15 protein-coding genes are annotated in these 19,372 nt (G+C 75.2%); 13 read left to right on the top strand and 2 right to left on the bottom strand.

What is annotated here, in order from left to right:
• Positions 1–47: 47 nt before the first annotated feature.
• The 12 genes from OG900_03505 to OG900_03560 all read left to right on the top strand — a co-directional run bounded on the left by OG900_03505 (position 48) and on the right by OG900_03560 (position 15,571).
• The gene (locus OG900_03505) at positions 48–896 is read left to right on the top strand and encodes an STAS domain-containing protein (protein WUH89298.1); all 849 of its coding nucleotides are present in this window, start codon (positions 48–50) and stop codon (positions 894–896) included.
• Complete coding sequence (locus OG900_03510) at positions 893–1,270, top strand: STAS domain-containing protein (protein WUH89299.1); 378 nt, start codon at positions 893–895, stop codon at positions 1,268–1,270. The genes OG900_03505 and OG900_03510 overlap by 4 nt, the downstream gene beginning before the upstream one ends.
• Positions 1,271–1,353: 83 nt before the next feature.
• Complete coding sequence (locus tag OG900_03515) at positions 1,354–1,695, top strand: anti-sigma regulatory factor (GenBank protein WUH95601.1); 342 nt, start codon at positions 1,354–1,356, stop codon at positions 1,693–1,695.
• Positions 1,683–2,735, top strand: coding sequence for an ATP-binding protein/SpoIIE family protein phosphatase (locus tag OG900_03520; protein ID WUH89300.1), 1,053 nt, complete (start codon positions 1,683–1,685; stop codon positions 2,733–2,735). The genes OG900_03515 and OG900_03520 overlap by 13 nt, the downstream gene beginning before the upstream one ends.
• Positions 2,732–4,537 carry an ATP-binding protein gene (locus OG900_03525; GenBank protein ID WUH89301.1) on the top strand — a complete coding sequence of 602 codons (1,806 nt, stop codon included), beginning with the start codon at positions 2,732–2,734 and terminating at the stop codon, positions 4,535–4,537. Before OG900_03520 ends, OG900_03525 begins: the two co-directional genes overlap by 4 nt.
• Positions 4,534–6,129: a SpoIIE family protein phosphatase gene (locus OG900_03530; GenBank protein WUH89302.1), complete on the top strand. Its 1,596-nt coding sequence runs from the start codon at positions 4,534–4,536 to the stop codon at positions 6,127–6,129. Before OG900_03525 ends, OG900_03530 begins: the two co-directional genes overlap by 4 nt.
• 44 nt (positions 6,130–6,173) lie before the next feature.
• Positions 6,174–6,701 (top strand): cupin domain-containing protein, encoded by a 528-nt coding sequence (locus OG900_03535; protein ID WUH89303.1) that lies wholly within the window; start codon positions 6,174–6,176, stop codon positions 6,699–6,701.
• 161 nt (positions 6,702–6,862) lie between these two features.
• Complete coding sequence (locus OG900_03540) at positions 6,863–7,591, top strand: DUF4232 domain-containing protein (GenBank protein ID WUH89304.1); 729 nt, start codon at positions 6,863–6,865, stop codon at positions 7,589–7,591.
• A 261-nt stretch (positions 7,592–7,852) separates the two neighbouring features.
• Complete coding sequence (locus OG900_03545; GenBank protein WUH89305.1) at positions 7,853–10,462, top strand: lantibiotic dehydratase family protein; 2,610 nt, start codon at positions 7,853–7,855, stop codon at positions 10,460–10,462.
• Positions 10,459–12,330 (top strand): hypothetical protein, encoded by a 1,872-nt coding sequence (locus OG900_03550; GenBank protein WUH89306.1) that lies wholly within the window; start codon positions 10,459–10,461, stop codon positions 12,328–12,330. The genes OG900_03545 and OG900_03550 overlap by 4 nt, the downstream gene beginning before the upstream one ends.
• Positions 12,331–12,430: 100 nt before the next feature.
• A complete protein-coding gene (locus tag OG900_03555; GenBank protein WUH89307.1) occupies positions 12,431–14,377 on the top strand; it encodes a TOMM precursor leader peptide-binding protein in 1,947 nt (648 codons plus the stop codon).
• A gap of 12 nt (positions 14,378–14,389) precedes the next feature.
• Positions 14,390–15,571, top strand: a complete 1,182-nt coding sequence (locus tag OG900_03560) for a hypothetical protein (GenBank protein ID WUH89308.1) — start codon at positions 14,390–14,392, stop codon at positions 15,569–15,571.
• 63 nt (positions 15,572–15,634) lie between these two features.
• Here the strand turns inward: OG900_03560 and OG900_03565 are convergent, their stop codons facing one another.
• Positions 15,635–15,820: a hypothetical protein gene (locus OG900_03565; protein WUH89309.1), complete on the bottom strand. Its 186-nt coding sequence runs from the start codon at positions 15,818–15,820 to the stop codon at positions 15,635–15,637.
• A 241-nt stretch (positions 15,821–16,061) separates the two neighbouring features.
• Here OG900_03565 and OG900_03570 point away from each other — a divergent pair, with 241 nt between their 5' ends.
• Positions 16,062–18,815, top strand: a complete 2,754-nt coding sequence (locus tag OG900_03570) for a LuxR C-terminal-related transcriptional regulator (protein ID WUH89310.1) — start codon at positions 16,062–16,064, stop codon at positions 18,813–18,815.
• 40 nt (positions 18,816–18,855) lie between these two features.
• Here OG900_03570 and OG900_03575 read toward each other — a convergent pair whose 3' ends face one another.
• Entirely contained in the window at positions 18,856–19,293 is a 438-nt protein-coding gene (locus OG900_03575) for an ATP-binding protein (GenBank protein ID WUH89311.1), read from the bottom strand.
• Between the last annotated feature and the right edge of the window lie 79 nt (positions 19,294–19,372).

Consider the following 19,372-nt stretch of genomic DNA (forward strand, 5'->3'; position numbering starts at 1 on the left):
ATGCCGTAGTCTCCATCCGGACCAGGGCGGGACGAGAGAGGTGCACGATGGGGCAGGACAATTCGGACCGGCTGCTGAGCCTGCTGACCGACGGGCAGGACGACATCCTGGCGCGGTGGGTACGCACGGTGACCTCGTCGCTGGCCGGCCGGCTCACACCGGCCGAGGTCCAGCAGGACCTCACCGAGCTCTACCGCGCGCTTCTGGTGGCGCTGCGGCAGGGCGACACAGCCACCAGGGGCGAGCAGTTCGGCGAGGTGCGCAGCCTGCTGGCCGAGCTGTCCCGCAACCGCGCCCGCCAGGGCTTCAGCCCGACCGAGACGGCCTTCAGCCTCTTCTCGCTCAAGGAGGTGCTGGAGCCTGCCCTGGTCGGGAACACCGACCTCGCCGTCTACGCGCGGTTCTCCCGGGTGCTCGACGACCTCGGGCTCTACACCGTCGAAGTGCACGCCAAGGCCCGCGAGGAGATCATCTCCGCACAGGCCGAGCAGCTGCTCGAACTCTCCACCCCGGTCGTCAAGCTGTGGGACGGCATCGTGGGTGTGCCGCTGGTCGGGACGCTGGACTCGGCCCGCACCCAGGTGGTGATGGAGAAGCTGCTGCAGTCGCTCCTCGACCAGAACGCCACCCATGCCATCGTGGACATCACCGGAGTCCCGTCGGTGGACACCCAGGTCGCCCAGCACCTGCTGAAGACCGTGGTCGCCGCCCGGATGATGGGCGCGGAGTGCACGATCTCCGGTATCCGCCCGCAGATAGCCCAGACCATCGTCGCGCTGGGCATCGAGTTCGGCGACATCACCACCAAGGCCACCCTCGCCGACGCGCTGCGGCACGCGCTGCACCGGATCCAGCAGGCCACCGGTGCCCCGGCCGGGATCGGCGGGACGGCATGACCGACCGGGTACCGATCCTCAAGATCGGCGACGTGCTGCTGGTCTCCATCCAGGTCGACCTGGAGGACCAGATGGTCATGGACCTCCAGGAGGACCTCTCGCAGCGGATCGTCGACACCGGAGCCCACGGCGTGGTGATCGACATCTCGGCGCTGGAGATCGTGGACTCCTTCGTCGGCCGGATGCTGGCCACCATCGCGGCCATCTCCCGGGTCCTCGGCGCGGAGACCGTGGTGGTCGGCATGCGGCCCGCGGTCGCGATGACGCTGGTGGAACTGGGCCTGTCGCTGGGCGGTGTGCGCACCGCGCTCAACCTGGAGCAGGGGCTCGGCGCGCTGCGCCGGACCGGGGACCAGGGTCCGGTCGACAGGTGACCTCCGGTGTAGGGCCGGTCGAGGAATCGGCGGCAGAAGAATCGCCCATCGCCGCCAACGCCGACGTGGTCAAGGCCCGGCAGATGGTCCGCGCGCTCGCGCAGCAGGCCCGGCTCTCGCTGGTCGACCAGACGAAGCTGGTCACCGCGGCCAGCGAGCTGGCGCGCAACACCCTGACCTACGGCGGCGGCGGGAGCATGCGGATGAGCATCGTCACCCGGGGCGGGCGAACCGGGGTGAAGGTGACCTTCCGCGACGAGGGCCCTGGCATACCAGACCTGGACCTGGCACTGACCGACGGCTGGTCGTCGGGCCGGGGCATGGGGCTGGGGCTGAGCGGGGCGCGGCGGCTGGCCGACGAGTTCGAACTCGTCTCGGAACCGGGCAAGGGCACGCATGTCGTGGTCGTCAAGTGGGCAAGGTGAACGCGGCTTCGCCAGCCGAGGCGGGCGAAGTGCTGTGGCTGCGGGCCGGCGAGGGGCTGGCCTCCGCCGGGCGGCGGGAGGCCGCCGGCCTGGCGCGCCGGGTGGGCCTCGCCGACGGCCGGGCCGCCGACCTCGCGCTCGCGGTCACCGAGGCGGCCACCAACCTCCTGCGGCACGCCGACGACGGGGCGCTGGCCCTGCGGATCGCCGCCTTCGGCGACCAGTCCGCCGTCGAGCTGCTTGCGCTGGACAACGGACCGGGCATCGCCGACCTCGGCGCGGCCCTGCGTGACGGCTCCTCCACCTCGGGAACGCTGGGTGTCGGGCTCGGCGCCATCCGCCGGCTCGCGGACTTCTTCGCCATCCACAGCCTGCCGGGCCGCGGAACCTGCCTCTACGCCCGCTTCACCGCCCAGCCGGCCGGTGCGGCGGAGCCGGGGTCGGCCGCGCAGCTCAGCGGCCTCACCCGGCCCATCAGCGGCGAGACGCAGTGCGGTGACACCTGGGCCGTACGGGAGGAGCCGGCCGCCGAGGGCGCCGCGCACCTGCTGGTGATGATGTGCGACGGGCTGGGCCACGGCCCGCTCGCGGCGCGGGCGGCCGACGAGGCGCGGACGGCCTTCCGCAACAGCCGGGCGCCGGATCCGGCCGGGATCATCGCCGACATCCACGCCGGTCTCAGGGGCACCCGCGGCGCCGCGGTCGCGGTGGCGCGGGTGGATCCGGCGGCCCGCCGGGTGTCGCTGTGCGGGGTGGGGAACATCGCCGCCTTCGTCCTCGGCGCCGAGTCCCGGCAGACCCTGATGTCCATGCCGGGCATCGTCGGCCACAACATCCCCCGCCCGCGGACCTTCAGCGCCTCCATGCCCCTCGGCGACGCCCTGGTGCTGCACTCCGACGGGCTCAACGGCCGCTGGCAGCCGTCGCAGTTCCCCGGGCTGACGGCGCAGGTCCCGGCGGTCGTGGCGGCCCAGCTGCTGTGGCAGGCGGGCACCCGGCGCGACGACGCGGGCATCGTCGTGGTCAAGGTGCCGACGTGACCGGCGCCTCGGCGGCCCCGGACGGCGACCGGCTGGCCCTGCTCTCGCTGGCCGTCACGGGCGAGCGGAAGCTGCTGGCCCTGCGCAGGGACGTCCAGGAGGCCTGCCGCCGGCTGGGCATGTCGGAATCCGAGACGGTACGGCTGGCGACCGTGGTCGGCGAGGTGGGCCGGAGCCTGCTGGGCGCCCGCGGACTGACCGGCAGGCTCGCACTGGTCGGCGGGGAACACCCGCAGGTCACCGCCGTGTTCGACTGGTCGGGCGCCCTGCGCCCGGCGGAGGAGGCGCTGCACGCGGCCCGGCGGCTGCTCCTGACCTGTGAGCTGTACGAGAACCCGTTTCCCCGCGTGGTTCTCGGGCAGCCGGTCACGGAGACACCTCAGCCCCTCGCCGAGCGGGCTGCCGGGCTACGCGAGGAGCTGATGGGACTGGGCGGCGTACACGTGGGCGAGGAGATGCGGAGCCAGAACCACGATCTGCTGGCCGCACTGCAGCAGGCCCGCGCCCACCAGGAGGAGCTGCGGCGGCTCAACGAGGAGCTGGAGGAGACCAACCAGGGCGTCATGGCGCTGTACGCGGAGCTGTCCAGCGAACTGGAGGCCACCAACAGCGGGGTGGTGGCGCTCTACGCCGAACTGGAGGAGAAGACCCAGGAGCTGAGCCTGCTCAACAAGGCGAAGACCCGCTTCTGGGCGAACGTGAGCCATGAGCTGCGCTCCCCGGTCAACGGTGTCCTCGGCCTGACCAGGCTGCTGCTGGCACCGGGCGCCGACCCGCTCAGCGACGAGCAGGTGCAGCAGGTCCAGATGATCGCCTCGGCGGGCAGCTCGATGCTGGCCCTGGTCGAGGAGCTGCTCGACGTGGCCAAGGCCGAGTCGGGACGGCTGGAGCCCGAGCTGGTGCCCGTCGACCTGCGGATGCTGCTCCACCAGATGCGCGGCACGCTCAGCGGCACCGCCAGGCCGGGGACGGCCCTGGTCTTCCCCGACGAGGCCCCGCCGCAGCCGATCATCACCGACGAGGTGATGCTCACCCGGATCCTGCGCAATGTCCTGTCCAACAGCCTGAAGTTCACCGAGAGCGGCGAGGTCGTCCTGCGGGTGGACCTGACCGAGCAGGCCGGCCGGCTGTGGTGCGTCCTGACCGTCACCGACACCGGCATCGGGATTCCCGTCGAGGAGCAGCCGCGGGTCTTCGAGGAGTTCTACCAGGTCCGCGGCCCGCACCAGCGGACGCACTCGGGCACTGGGCTCGGCCTCCCCTACGCCCGCCGGCTGACCGAACTCCTCGGCGGCCGGATGATGCTGGACAGCACCCCCGGCGTGGGCACCCGGGTGGTGGTCGAGATCCCCGCGGGGCCGCCTCCCGCGGCACCGGCCGGGGAGCCCGCCGGGCTTCCCGTGCGGCTGGAGCGGCTTGTCATCGTCGACGACGACCCGGTCTTCCGCGCGACGATCCGGCCGGTCCTCGCCGAGCTGGCCGCGGAAGTGGTCGAGGTCGGCGACAGCTCCGAGGCCGTCACGGTGATACGCCGCCGGCTGCCCGACGCGGTCCTGCTCGACCTGACGATGCCGCCGCCCGACGGCTACCAGCTGCTGGCCCGGCTGGCCGAGGACCCCGGGCTGAACCGGCTGCCGGTGATCGTCCTCACCGCCAACGACCCTTCTGGCCTGGAGAACTCCCGGCTGGCGCACGCGCAGGCCGTGCTCGGCAAGACCCACCTTTCCGCGGCGCGGCTGGCCGACGTCCTGGCGCCGGTGCTGGGCGGGCGCGCCACCCGGGAAGGGGCGGGGCAGAGATGACGGTGGACCCGTCCGGCACCGCCGGCGCGAAGGTACTGCTGGTGGACGACAACCCCACCAACCGCTACGTGCTGGGCACCTACCTGCGCCGCGCGGGGCACGAGGTGGTGGAGGCCGAGGACGGCAGGAGCGCCCTGGAACTGCTCCGGCGGACGGCGGAATTGCCGGAGCTGGCGGTCGTCGACATCCGGCTCCCGGACATGACCGGCTTCGAGGTCTGCGAGATCGTCAAGGCCGACGCCAGGACCGCGCGGCTGCCGATCATCCATGTGTCGGCCTCGGCGATCAGCGTCACCGACCGGGCACAGGGGCTCAACCGCGGCGCGGACGCGTATCTCACCGAGCCCGTCGCCTCCAACGAACTGCTGGCCACCGTGGCCGCCGTACTGCGCTACGCGCGGGCCCGGCAGCGGGCCGAGACCCTCGCGACCCGGCTGAGGGAGCTCAACCGCGCCACGCTCGACTTCTACTCCGCCGAGAATGCCGCCGACCTGGCCGCCAGGGCCGCCTGCGGCGCGCGGCGGGTGTTCGGCAACGACGCGCTCGTGGTGCTCCGTACCGCCGAGGACGGCCTGGTGCAGATGATCGGCACGCGGGACGGTGCGGCCGCCGTGGCCGAACCGGCGGAGAAGTTCGCCCGCGCGGTGCTGCGGCTGCGGTCACGCGACGACGCGGGTGTGCGGATGGAGGTGCTGCCGGCCGGCGGTCCTGCCGGCAGGGACCCACTGACCGGCGGCACGCGGGCGCTCGCCGTCGCCTCGGCGCGGGTCAAGGGCACCGGGTCGGCGGCGGGCGTCGTCCTGCCGCAGGACGCGCTCGGCGACGACGACTACGAGGTGCTGACCCAGTTGGCGCACGCCTGCGCCCTGTCGCTGGAGGCGCTGCGCTCCTACCGGGAGGAGCACACCCTGGCCCTGACGCTCCAGCGCACCTTCCTGCCCGCCGCGCTGCCCGCCACCACGCTCGCCGACCTGGCGGTGCGCTACCTGCCGGCGAGCCAGACCGCCGAGATCGGCGGTGACTTCTACGAGGCGCTGCCGGTCCCCGACGGGCTGCTGCTCGCGGTGGGCGACGTCGCCGGCCACTCGCTCGACGCGGCCGTCGTGATGGGCGAGCTCCGGCACGCGCTGCGCGCCTACGCCCTCGAAGGGCACGGTCCCGCCGTCATCCTCTCCCACCTGGAACGGCTGCTGCGGCAGGTCGACTCGCCGGTGGGCGCGACGCTCTGCGTGGCTCTCGTCGAGAACTCCGGGCGGGCTGTCCGGGTGGCCAATGCCGGCCACCTGCCACCGGCGATACGCGACCCGGGCGGGAAGACGTACTTCGTACCGGAGCACGGCCCCATGCTCGGGCTGGGGCTGTCCCACCCGGCCGCGGTCCGCCTCCCCGTCCGCCCCGGCACCCAGCTGGTCATGGTCACCGACGGCCTGCTGGAGCGGCGCGGCGGCGACCTGGACGAAGCGATGGAGCGGATGGCGGACGTCCTCACCGGCGCCGAGGAGGACGCGGACGGCGTCTGCGAACTGCTGCTCTCCCGCTTCCCCCCGGACGGCAGGGACGACGTCGCGCTGATGGCCGCGCGCCTGCTCTGACGTGATGTTGACAGCCTTTTCCGCCCGGCCCTAGCGTCCCGCCCATGAGCGAGCCGCAGACGACCGCGGGGGAAGGCTTCCACCCCCACCTCCACGACGCCCCGAGCCCTCCGGGAACCTCGCCGCGGTCCCGGCTGCACCACATCCGGGCAGGCGCCCTGGACGGCGACACGGCGCAGACGGGCGGCATGCGCAGATTCGCCGCCGTCAGCGGCCGCACGGTCGGCTCGGAGAAGCTGTGGATGGGCCAGACCCATGTGGCCGCCGCGACGTCCTCCACCGACCACCACCACGGCGAGTCGGAGACCGCCATCTACGTGGTGAGCGGGCACCCCGAGTTCGTCTTCCTCGACTCCCCCGACGGCCCGGGCGGCGCCCCCGGGGAGGTGCGGCTGCGCACCTCCCCCGGCGACTACGTCTTCGTCCCGCCCTTCGTCCCCCACCGCGAGGAGAACCCGGACCCCGACGCGGAGGCCGTCGTCGTCATCGCCCGCAGCACCCAGGAGGCCATCGTGGTCAACGTCCCCGGGCTGTACGTGCCGGGTCCCGACGCCGGGCCCGCGCGGGACTGAGTGCGGGCGCCACGGTCACGTCCCTGTCGCCACTTCGTGCGAGGGCGGTAACAACCGCCGTCACGGGGTGAACCCGGCGATCGGCAGCGGTCAGACTCACCGGTGTCGCTTGCGTTCAGGGCCGGTCCGGGGGGCCGGTGTCGGGGGAAGAGGAATCCAGCATGAACTCGAGGGAATCCAGGGTCGGTTCGATCCGCAGGGGCCTGCGCGGCACCCTCCTGGGGGCGGCCGCGGTCGCGGCCCTGCTGACGGCCACCGCCTGCCAGTCGTCCGGGGACGACGGCGAGGTCGCCGCCCCGTCCAACACCTCCCCTGCCGCGGGGAGCACGTCGCAGAGCGCCGAAACCCCGGGCGGCACCGGGACCGGCAGCAGCAGCCCGGCCGACGGGAGGACCGGGGACGGCGGCGAGACCGGCGGCGGCAACGGCACCGGCCACCCGGACTGCAAGGCCGCCGACCTCACCACCGCGGTCGAGCTCCAGGACCCCTCCGGGGAGACGCCCCGGCACTTCCTGCTGACCGTCGCCAACGGCGGCAAGTCGCCGTGCGTCCTCAACGACGCCCCGCAGGTGCGGCTCGGGGCCGGCAGCGGCTCCCCGACCGTACGGACCCTCGAAGCGCCGGACAGCGAGCCCCTCGTCGTCGCGGGAGGCGCCAAGGCGTACGCGGGGCTCTACGTCTTCGGCAACGACGAGGGGGGCGAGGCGCGGTACGACCAGGCCGACCGCTTCACCGCCACCCTGGTCGCCGGCGAGGGCACGGAACTCAGCGGCACCCTCGTCTTCGACCTGCCGGGCGGCCTCCGCTCCGTCTCCTACGACGACGCGGCGCGGGTCTACGGCTGGGCGGGAACCGAGGGCCTGGCCATGCGCCCGATCACCGAGCTCTGACCTCGACGGGCACCGGTCCTGCCGCCCTGACCACGGCGGGGCCGGTGCCGCCGTCCGGTGCGTGCGGGCGCGGTGCCTCTTCCGCGGACGCGTCCGCCCGGCGCCGGGCACGCGCAGACCCCGGCGGCACCGGCGCCGCCGCCCTGACGGCGGCGAGGCCCTCCTCCGCGGTACGTATGAGGGTGAGGCATTTCTACCGACGCGGCCGGGCCGGTCCGCTTGTGATCATCGCCTTCTCCGAATCCTGCGGGAGGAGGCCGGGTGGCCGGCACGACAGGCGGGGTGGCGGAAGGGTCCGCCCGCGCTCCGGGAGCGGTGGCGCCGGCGGTGACGGTGTCGCCGTACGCACTGGTCAGGACCGTGGCACTCGCTGCTGCCGAGCCCTCCCCCGACAGCCTCGCCCACCGCGAGTGCGCCGGGCGCCTCGTCGAACTGGCCCTGCTGTGCGAGCAGGTCAGGGCCGCCCTCTGCGACAGCCTCCACGAGCGGGCGCGCACCGCGGCGGCGGATGTGCGCGGTCGCGTGCTGCTGCCGCTGCGGCGGGACGTCCACAACGGGCGGTCGCCGAGGAGCGCCCTGCGGGCCGCGCTGGCCGACCTGGACCTCGGGACGCCCTTGCTGGACACGTGGCTGACCGCACGTGACGGCATCGATCGTACGGCCGCCCGGCTCGCCCTGCTCGGCCCCTCGGCGCTGCGCGCCGACCGCGAGGCGCTTGCCGCCCTGTGCCGCAGCGAAGACCTGCAGCGCGCTGTCGCGCTGACCAGCGAGGACCTCCTGCGTGCGGTGCGGCGTGCGGCCGCCCGGGGCGGCGAACCCGACAAGCAGGGCCGCAAGTCCGAGGCCACGGTGCTGCGGTACGCGATGCGCGCCGTGACCAGGACGAGCCCGCTGTCCTGGTTCTGCCACGTCGGCTGGGGCCGGTGGGAGGACGGCGCCGCCGACGCGGCCGCCCACCGTCCCTTCGCCGTGGCCGGGGTGCAGCGGTCGCTGCTGGACGCCCTCCTCCAGGCCGTCCTCGGGCGCCAGGAGCTTGCCTCCGCGGTGGACTACCAGCCGGCACCTGACCTGTACGCCGAAGGGGTGGAGCTGTCCTACCGGCGGGTGTCCCGGGCTGACGGGGCTCCGCCCGGTCCGGCCCCGGAGGAGAAGGTCACCCTGCGGTCGACCCCGGCGCTGCGCCTCGTGGTCGACCGCTGCCGGGCCGGCGGCGCGGTGCGGCAGCACGACCTGGCCGATGCCGTCGCCCGCCGGCTCGGGGGCCCGCCCGAGAGGGCGGAGCGCGCCGCGGCCGCCTACGTCGCCTCGCTCGTCGACCAGGGGCTGCTCAGGCCCGTACCGCCCTTCGACCCCCAGGCACGGGACATCGTCCCCGAGGCCTGCCGCTGGCTGGCCGGCCTCGGGCTCCCCGAACTGGCCGGCACGCTGGCCGCCATCGGAGCCGGCACCGCGGGCTACCCGCACCTCCCCGCGGCGTCCCGGCCCGCGGCCCTGGCCCGTATCCGCTCCCACTGGTCGGAGGCCTTCGCCCTGGCCGGGAGCGAACCCGGGAGCCTTCGGGCGCCGCTCACCGAGGACGTCGTCCTTCCCTCGGTGACAGCGCTCGGCCCGGGCCACGGAAAGGCCTGCCTGCCCGACATCGCCCGGCTCGGCCCGCTGTTCGAGGTCTTCGACGGCCACGCGGTGCTCCGCCGGATGACCCGGGACCGCTTCGTCGCCCGTTTCGGCGTCGGCGGGACGTGCGACTCGCTCGCCGGCTTCGCCGAGGAGATCGTCGCGGTCCGGGAGGTGTGCGACGGCCTGCCCCCCGGCGGTACGCCCCCCGGCGCCGGGGGGCAGGTTCGCGACCTGCTGGGCCTGCGTGCCGAGCTGGCCCGCCTGGTCCCGGCCGCCGGTCCCGGCGCCGAGGCGGTCCTGCCGGAGGAGCTGCTCGACGAGGCCGCCCGCAGGACGCCCTCCTGGGTCCGCCGGCGCCCCGCCTCCTACGGGGTCTTCGTCCAGCCGGTCCCGGACGGCCCCGCCACCCGGCTGTGCGTCAACCATGTCTACGGCGGCTGGGGCCGCTTCACCAGCCGCTTCCTCGACCACCTGGACCCGGGCGCGGGACGGCAGGTGTCGGCGCGGATAGCCGACGCGCTCGGCGAGGGCGAGCGCGTGGCCCAGGTCCGCCCGGTGGGCGGCTTCAACGCCAACCTGCATCCCCGCCTGGTGGCTGACGAGGTGTCCGAGGCCGCCGCCGCAGCGACGCTCCGGCCGGAGGAGTTGCAGCTCTTCCACGACGCCGAGGCCGACCAGTTGCGGCTGCGCGTGACCGCCACGGGCGAGCCGATCAGCGTGCTCTACCTGGGCTTCCTCCTGCCGTCCGTGCTGCCCGACCGCTGGATGCCGCTGGTGGACGACCTCGGGGCGGGCCCCGTGGACCTCGGAGGCGCGCTGGCGCAGAACCGGCCGTACGCGACCGCCCTCGGCCCGATCGGCTACCGGCCCCGGCTGCGGTATCGCGACGTCGTCGTGGCCCGCGCCCAGTGGCGGCTACCGAAGGAGGCGGTGCACGCCTGGCGTGCCGAACTCGACCGGGATCCGCCGGTGCAGGCCGTGGCCCGCCGGCGCGCGCTGCTCGGCCTCCCCGAGCACGTCTTCGTCGCCGCCGCTCCTCCCAGGGGCGCCGCCGGGACGGGTGCGCTCATGACCGGTCTCGCACAGCCCAAGTCGCAGTACGTGGACCTCGGCAGCGCCCTGCACCTGCGCTGCCTGTCGCGCACCCTGGCCCGCTACCCCGACGGCGTCGTCGTCGGCGAAGCCCTGCCCGTACCGATGCCGGGCGTGCGTGCCGTCGAACTCGTCATCGAGACCTACCGGAGCCATCCATGACGCCCGCGACCGCGGTCCGTACCCGGGTGCTGCGCCTGCGCCCGATCGTGCACGCCAGCCCCGTCCCTGACGGAATCCATGTGCGGGGGGCGCGGTCCAGTTTCACCATGAACGGCTCCGCGGGGCTGTGGCGGCTCTGGCGGGCGATCTCGGCGGCCCTGGCGGACGGGCGCTCCTACGAGCAGTTGCTGGACGCGGCCCCCGGGCCGGCGGTCCGCACCGCGACGGCCATGCTGGCCGAGCAGTTGCGCACGCACGACATGCTGGTCGAAGTGCCGCTGGGCTGGGGCGAGTCCGACGATCCCGCCGACCCTCCCCCGCGGATCGCCGCGTGGCTGGCGGCTGTCGCGCCGGACCCGGTGGACGCCTGGGAGCGGATCCGGTCCGCCGCGGTCGCCGTCGGCGGGACGGGCCCGGTGGCGGCCGCCGCCGCCCGAGCGCTGGCGGGGTCCGGCGTGCGGGTCCTCCGGCCCGAGCGGTCAGGGCGGACCCGCGGGGAGGCACCCCCGCCCGCCTTTCCGGCCCCGCCGGTCCTGGCCGCACCGCCGGTCGTGGGCGCATCGCCCGCGCTGGCCGCCCTGCCGGCCCCGGCCGCACCGGTCGCCTCTCCCGCGCTGACCGCCGTTCACGCGCTGACCGCCCTGCCCGCGCTGGCCGCCTTCCCCGTCCCGTCGGACCTTCCCGCCCCGGCCGTCCTGCTCTCCTCCGGCGAGGTGGCGGTAGCCGCAGCCGCCCGCGGCGAGGCCGGCTTCGTCACCCCGGCGGGAGCACCCGTATCGGCGTGCCGCGACGCGGAGTTGATCGGCGAACGGATCGGGCTGCCGGCCGGTCCCCCCTCCGCCGCCGCGCTCGCCGCGCTGGTCGGAGGGGCCGCGGCGCATCGCCTGGTGTGCGCGCTCGCCGGGCTGCCCGACCCCGGTGAGGACACCCTCGCCGCGTCGCCCGCCGGGCCGACCGCGCTCGGCCGCCCCACCGCGCTGATCGCGCGCCTCGACCCGTTGACCGCCGGCTACCACCCGTGGTGGGACACGGCGGAGTACGACCCGTCGGGAGGCGGACCGGCCGACGCGGACGCCCTGCCGGGCCGCGTGGAGGCCTTGAGCGACCCCGAGACCGGCGTGCTGCCCGTCATCGCGGTCGACGACCTCCCGCAACTGCCCGCGGGCCTGGCCCGGTGCCGTACCGGCGACACCGTCGTCTGCGGTGTCGGCGTCGACACCGCCATGGCCCGGCTGAGCTGCGCTGTGGGCGCCGCCGAGCGGCTGATCCTGCTGGACGGCGGCGTCCCGGCGGTGGTGGGCGCGGACGGCAGGCACGCCGAGGGCGTCCGGCTGCGCAGGCTCGTCCACGCGGGCGCCCCTCCCGCGGAGGCCGTCGCCGTACAGGACTGGGCGCTGTCCCCCGCCGCCCGCCGCTGGTTCAAGGCGGTGACGCTCCGCTTCGGCACCCGCGCCGACCTCGTGGTGCGGAGACTCGGGCCCGGCGTCTTCCACGCCGACCTGCGCGCCGGGACGGCGCTCCTGGGCTGGGCGGTGGAGAGCACCGCGGCGGACGCGGCGGCCTTCTGCGCGCTGGCCGCCGCGGGGACCCTGCAATGGCGGGCCGCCGGCGGTGACCCCTCGGCGCCGGTGTACGCGCCCTGCGGGGCGCTTCCGGTGCCGGCGGCGGACGCACCGGGCTCCGCACCGCCACAGGCCGACGCCTGGATACGGCCCGCGGGGGCGTCCGAGCGCGAGGACGCCTTGCAGCGGGAGCTACGCGGTCTGCTCGGCGAGCGCGCCGGATCCGCGCGGCGGGTGGTGCCGGAGCCCGGCCTGCGCCGGGCCCTGGCCGTGGCCGGCTTCACCGCCCTGGACGTCTCCCCGTGAGCGGCATGGCGCATGCGGGCGGCCTGCTCGCCGCCGCGCGGGTGCCCTGGCCGGTACCGGTCCTGGACACCGCCGGTCTCGCCGCCCTGGACGTCTCCCCGTGAGCGGCACCGCGCGGGACGCGGGACACGCGAGCGGCCTGCTCGCCGCCGCGCTGGCGGACGCGGGGCTGGCCTGGCCGGTGCTGGGGCTGGACGCGGCGCTGGAAGCCGCCGGACAGTCCGCGGTCGTGGCGCTCGACCGATGGACTCCCGATCAGGCCGTGGCCCTGTCCGTGCACGCCTGGCGGACCGGCGCGGCGCTGCTACCCGTCCGGGTCGACGGGTCCACGGCGCTGGTGGGACCGCCGCTGCACCGCGGCGCACCCGCCTGCCTGGGCTGCGTCGAGGCGGAGCGGCTGGCGACGGCGGGCGGGCGTACTCCCAGGGGCCAGGGGGATCTGGTGCTCGGCGGCCTGGCCGCCCCGACCGCGATGCCGCTGGTCGCCGCCCTCGCCGCGGACGCCCTCGCCGACACCGCGCGCTGGGCGGGCACGATGTGGGCCGTCCGCACGGACGACGGGACCTGCTCGACGCACCGGGCCAGGCCGCGCCGCGGCGGCTGCCCGACCTGCGGGCCGCTGCCCGAGGACACGCCGGAGCTTGCCCGGTTCGTCCCGGCGGCGCGGCCGCTGCCCGACCCCCGCCGGCTGCGCCAGGACAATCCGGCCACCACACGGGCGGGGTTGAGGACGGCGCTGTACGACTGGCGGCTGGGTCCCGTCGCGAGCGTGTCCCGCCAGGAGACGTATCCGCTGGCCTTCGTCGGGGCCGCGGTGGTCGGCGACCGGGAGGAGCGCGACGCCGGCTACGGCCGCGCGCTGACTTTCGCGGACGCCGAACGGGTCGCGCTGTTCGAGGCCGTGGAGCGGATGGCGGGAGCGGCCCCGCGCGGCAGACGCACCGCGCTGCGCGGCAGTTTCGCGGAGATCGGGCCGCGGCGCGCGGTCGACCCCGCCAGGTTCGGGCTGTACGAACCGCACGCGGCGGACCTGCCGGAGGCGCGTATCACCCGCTACACCCCGGACATCGTCACCGACTGGGTGTACGGCTGGTCGGCGGGCGAGGGCCGGGCGGTCGCGGTGCCCGAGCAGATGGCCTACTGGGGGCTGCCCCGGCGGCGGGGCGGCGCCGAGGCGTCCGCCTTCGTCCTGGAGACCTCCAGCGGCTGCGGTGTCGGCAACAGCCTGGAGGAGGCCGTGCTCCACGGCCTGTTCGAGGTGGCGGAGCGGGACGCCTTCCTGATGGCGTGGTACGCGCGGACCCCGCTGGCCCAGGTCGCGCCGCCCGACGACGACCCGCTGGTGGGCCACTGCGTCGATCTCCTGGACGCCCTCGGCTACGACCTGTGGCTCTTCGACTCAAGCAACGACTTCGGTGTGCCCGCGGTGGTGTCCCTCGTGCTCTGCCGGGACGCCGCGTCCGCCGCCCCGCAGGCCTTCTTCGCGGCAGGAGCCCATCCCGATCCGCGGGAGGCGATCCGGTCCGCCGTCGTGGAGGCCGTCGTCAGCGTGGGAGCCGTCGCGGAGACGGCGCGCACGTCGCCGGGAAAGCTCGACCGGGACCGGCTGCTGCGGATGCTGGACGAACCGCGGGAGGTGGTCTCCATGGAGGACCACACGGCTCTGTACACGCTGCCCGAGGCCCGAACACGCTACGACTTCCTGCTGGCCGGCTCCGGGCCGCCGCTCCCCTGGCAGCGGGTCTGGCCGGGAAGTCCGCGGCCCGTGCGGGACCTCGGGGCGCTGCTCGCCGAGACGGCCGCGCGCGTCGTACAGGCGGGAATGGACGTCGTCTTCGTCGACCAGAGCGACCCGGTCGTCCGCGACGCGCTCGGCCTGCACGCGGCCAAGGTCCTCGTCCCCGGCGCGCTGCCGATGACCTTCGGCCATGTCCACCGCCGTACGCGCGGCCTGCCCCGGCTGCTCGACGTGCCGTGGCGGCTCGGCCGCCTGCCGGCCCGGCCCCGCTACCAGGACCTGGCCCTCGACCCCCACCCCTTCCCGTGAACGGGCACCCTCATGACCGACCCCGTCCGCACCGCGCTCGCCGCCGCCCATGCGCACGGCCCGGGCAAATCCCTCGGGCCCGTCGGCGGCACGGTCAGGGCCGGCAGGCCGCGGCCGGCCCGCTCCGTACCGCTGAGCCGCCTGGCCGACGACCCGGCCTTCGGCGCGGCCCTGGCCCGAACGCTGTCCGCGGCGCTGGCCCCCCGCCGGTGGGAGCCCTGGAACGCGCACAACGACCACCGGGGCTATCCCTCGCCGCGCTGCGTGTACCTGACCGATACGGCACTGCGGATCGGCGGCGGCCGCTGGCCCGTCGATCCGGTCCGACTCGTACTCGAAGGCGAACAGCCGCTGCCCGACCCCGCCACGGTCGTCTCCGCCACCGTCGAACTGACCGTCGCACCCCATCGGCTGCCCGAGGGCTACGGCACCCTGCGTGACGCGCTCGCCCTGCTGGAGGCCGGGCACGTCACGTCCGGCCTCATCGAGGCGGGCAGCGCCGCGGGGCTCGCCGGGCACGCCTCGTCGTCCCGGGGCGCCGGCGTCGTGGCGGAAGTGGAGTTCAGGGCGGGTGCGGCAGCGGACCGGTCCTGGCGGCAGGTCGTCGCGGAGCGGAGCGGGGCGCTGGCCCCGCGGGGCCTGTCCGCGGATCCCAGGCCCCTGCCCGCCGGGGTCCTGCGCCGGGTGGTCCGGGACAGCCGCCCGCCCGCCGGCTCGCTCGCCGCCGGTCGGAGCGGCGCGGGCCGGCTGCGTCACCGGCTCGCCGTCCGCGGGGTCGCCGACATCCCGGACGGCCTGTACGAACTGGGCGAAGGCGGCCTGGACCTGGTCCGGCCGGGGCGGGCGACCGAGTGGGTCGAGCCGGCCTTCGGATTCAGCCGGTCAGCCGTGGACGTGGCCGGGATGAACGTGGTCTGGGCGGTCAGCGGCGACGTCGAGGGCGCGGTACGCGGACAAGGCCCCGACGGTTATCCGGACTTGCTGCTGGCGGCGGGAGCCGCCGCCCAGCACGTCTGCTCCGCGGCCGCCGTGTCGGGACTCTTCTGCCGCCCGGTGCGCAGCTTCGACGAGCCGGCCGCGGAGGCGGCGATGCGGGCCGGCCCCGGGGAGGACACCGTCTACCTGCTGCTCATCGGCCGCCCCCGCGCCCTGGACTTCTGCTACGACCTCACCGACCCGGGGGAATTCCCCTAGACCCCGCGCGGGCAGCGGAGGGCGGGCGGATGCCGTGGGCACCCGCCCGCCCCTGTGGTGCGGTCAGTTGGGGTAGCAGCAGCACGACGGGGGCCAGGAGTCCGCGACGCCGAACTCGGTCTTGGCCGCCGGGCCGTCCATGCTGACCACCGAGAGTGTGCTGAGGTCGAGGTCGCTGAAGTCGAGGTCGCCGAAGTCGAGCGCCTCCTTGAGGGTGGTGTTCTCGTGGTCGTCCGTCGTCTGGCGCATGGGTGTCCAATCCGCTGGTGGTGGGATACGGCACGCGACGTGAGGTTCACCGCACGACCACCCTCCGGCCTGCGGCTTTCCGCGACATCGGTAGAAATACGCAAACCACGTACGCAACAGCCCTGGTGGACCGGCCTGTTGGGCAACCCCGGTCGGCGGCTCCTTCGTTGCGCCGGAAAGTCGGGCCCGCCTAGGATGCTCGGACGGCGGGACCGGGCCACCTTTGCCTTGGGGGATGTGCGTGAACGGCGGGCCGCCCCAGGCGTACGGGAAGAGCGCGAGTGCCGCGGGCGCCTTCGTACCGGAGACCGGCGCGGCGGGCGGCCCCCGCGTCCTTGTCGGCAGGGACGTCGAGATCGGCGCCTTGCGTTCGGCGCTGAGGGGTCCGCGCGGCGCCCAGGGGCGTGCGGTCGCGCTCGTCGGTGAACCCGGTGTCGGCAAAAGCGCGCTCATGTCCGCGCTGGCCGCCCTGGCGTGCGACGCCGGCTTACCGGTCCTGTCCACACACGCCGATGTCGCGGAGCCGCTCAAGCCGTTCACCGCGCTCCTGGAGGGCGAACCCGGCCCCCGGCGGGAGGAATCCGCCGGCCCGGCGGCGTCCGCCGTCGCGGTGACAGCCATGGTGGACGACCTCCACCGGCTGGCGCCGGACAGCATCCCCGGCGTCACGCGGCTGATCCGGGCGGCGGCTTCGGGCCCGGTGCTCCTGGTCATGGCCTATCGCGAGCGCCAGCTCTCCTTCGAGATGGCCGAAGCCCTCTCCCGTGCGCTGAGTTGGGGCCGGCTCGACTTATGGCGGCTCGGCCCGCTGTCCCTGGAGCAGACCCGCGCCCTGCTGGGCGATCGGCCGGACCTGGACGACATCCACCGTTCGGGCCACGGGAATCCGCTGTATCTCAAGGCGATCGCGGGCGACGGCGAGGCGGGCACCGAGGCGGCGACGGCGATACTCGGCGAATTCGCCGGGCTCGACCGCGGCGCCCTCACCGTGGCGCAGGCGGCTGCCGCGCTGGGTGAGCCCTCGCACCCGGACCTGCTGGTCGAGGTGGCCGGCCTGGACGCCGCCGACGCGATGGCGGCGCTGGACACCCTCACCCGCGCGGATCTCCTCAGGCCGGTGCACCCCGCGCCCCACCTCGCGCTGCGCCACCCGGTGCTGGGCGCGGTCGTCTACGGACGTCTCGACCCGGGCCGGCGACTCGCCCTCCACCGGCGCGCGGAGGCGGCGCTGGCCCGGCGGGGCGCCCCGATCGCCCGGCGGGCGCCGCACGTGGCACAGGCCGCCGACCCGAACCGGCCCGACCATGTCGAGGCGCTGCTCGCCATGGCGCGCGACTGCCTGCACTCCGCCCCGCACACCGCGGCCGGCTACCTGGAGACGGCCGTCTCGCTCATCCCGGAGAGCGGGCGCTTCTGGCACGAGGCCCGCGTACTGCTGGCGCAGGCCCGCCTGCTGACCGGCGACCCGGCCAGGAGCCGGGCGCTGCTCGACACCCTGGGAGCCGACCGGCCGGGCAGCCCCTTCCGCACCCGGGTGATCGCCGACACCAGCCGTGCCGCGCAGCGGCTCGGCCACTACGCGGAGGCCGCGGCCATCGCGCGGTCCGGTCTCGCGTCGCTGTCCGGCCACGACACCGCGGCGGCCGCCGCCCTGCACATCGAGCTGGCGGACGCCGCCCTGGACCAGCGGCAGTACGGGACGGCCGAGCGGCACGCCGGCATCGCGGCGGCGATCGCCGGCGGGTCCGCGGACCGGGCCGGTGAGGCCAACGCCCTCGCGCAGGCCGCACTCGCCCGCCTGCACCAGTGCGACCAGGCCGGTGCGCAGGCCGCGGCCGCCAGGGCCGCCGACATCGTCGACGCGGCCGGTGACGCCGCGCTCCTGACCAATCTGCAGTCCGTCTACCAGCTGGGCCTCACCGAATCCCTGCTGGGCCGGCTGCCGGACGCCGAACGCCACCTCGCCCGCGGCGCGGCGCTGTCCCGGCGGACCGGGCAGAAGCACGTGCTGCCCGCGATCCTCAAGGCGCTGGGTGAGGTCCTGCTCCGGTCGGGAGACGTCCCACGGGCGCTCTCGGCGCTCGACGAGGTCCTCTCCCGGCCCGGCGGCAGTCCCGCGACGCGGGCCATCGCCCTGTCGCTGCGCGCCAAGGCGCTGCTGTGGCGGGGCGGGGAGGGCGATCCGCGCGACGCGCTCCTGTCGGCCGGACAGGCGGCCGGGATCGCCGGCTCCGCGCCGTCGGCCTGGGCCGTGGTGGTCCGCTGCCTGCACGCCGAGATCGTGCTGCTGGCCGGCGACCCGGAGCGGGCCGGATGGCTGCTGCTGGAAGCCGTCGGCGGGACCGGGCTGCCGCTGCTCACGGACTTGCGCAGGCCGCGCTGGTGCGACGTGCTGGCCGAGGTGGCGATGCTCGGCGGCGACCTGGCTGCGGCCGAACAGTGGGCGCTGCTCGGTGAGGAGTCGGTCGCGCGGCTCCCCTCGGCGGGGCGCGGGGGTTTCCGCCTTCGCGCCCGGATGCGGGTCCATGCCCTGCGCGGCGAGACCGGCAAGGCGGTGGAGGCCGCCGAGCAGGCGGTGGAGGGTTTCTCCACGGCGGGGAAGCGCATCGAGGTGTGCCGCACGCTGCTGGCCGTCGCGTCCCTGTCCCTGGACGTGGGGCGCGCGCAGCAGGTGGACGGCTGGCTGGGCCGCGCCGCCGCCCTGGCCGGCCAGTGCGGCTCCGCCCGGCTGGCCGACGAGGCCGCCCGCGAACGCCGCCGGCTCACCGATCCCGCCGGGGACCCTCCCAGCCTGCTGGCCGCGCTCTCCTCCCGGGAACGGCAGATAGCCGGCCTCACCAGCACCGGCATGACCAGCAAGGAGATCGCCGGCGCACTCTTCCTGAGCCAGCGGACCGTCGACACCCATCTGAACCGCATCTACCGCAAGCTGGGCCTGACGAACCGCGTCGCGCTCACCCGCCTGATGCTGGACGCCGGCGGGCAGCCGTCATGACGCCGTGAGCCGCACCCGGCTCACGGGAGGCGCCGTCCGCTCACTCCGCCGTGCCGGAGTCGTGCGGGTCGGCCTGGTCCGGCGGGATGAAGCAGGCCGTCACGGTCTTGCCGTCCGCCTGATGGCGGGTCTCCCAGCTGTCGGCGAGCGCGTTCATCAGTATCAGGCCCCTTCCCGAGGTGCGGTCCGGGTCCTGCGAAGGGGACACCGGTTCACCGCTGTCGGAGTCGTGGACGCTGACATGCAGGCACCGGCTGTCCCAGGCCAGCACCAACTGCGCGCCGCTGTGGGCATGGATGTGCGCGTTGGTGATCAGTTCCGAGACCGTCAGGACGATGGCGTCGACGGTCTCGGGGGCGTCTTGCGTCCACTTCAGAGTCTCCAGGTGCCGGCGTGCCCACTGCCTGCCCGCCTGCACTCCGCCTGAGATCGGGAAGGACTGTGCCCATCCCACGGCCTTCAGCGATCCTTCACCCATCGCCTTTTCTCCCCACTCCGTGATGGAGCGGCGCTTGCCTCGACGCACCCTGGCGTGCGGAGCCGCTCGGTCTCCGCCT

It is taken from the genome of Streptomyces sp. NBC_00433, assembly GCA_036015235.1.
Lineage (GTDB): Bacteria > Actinomycetota > Actinomycetes > Streptomycetales > Streptomycetaceae > Actinacidiphila.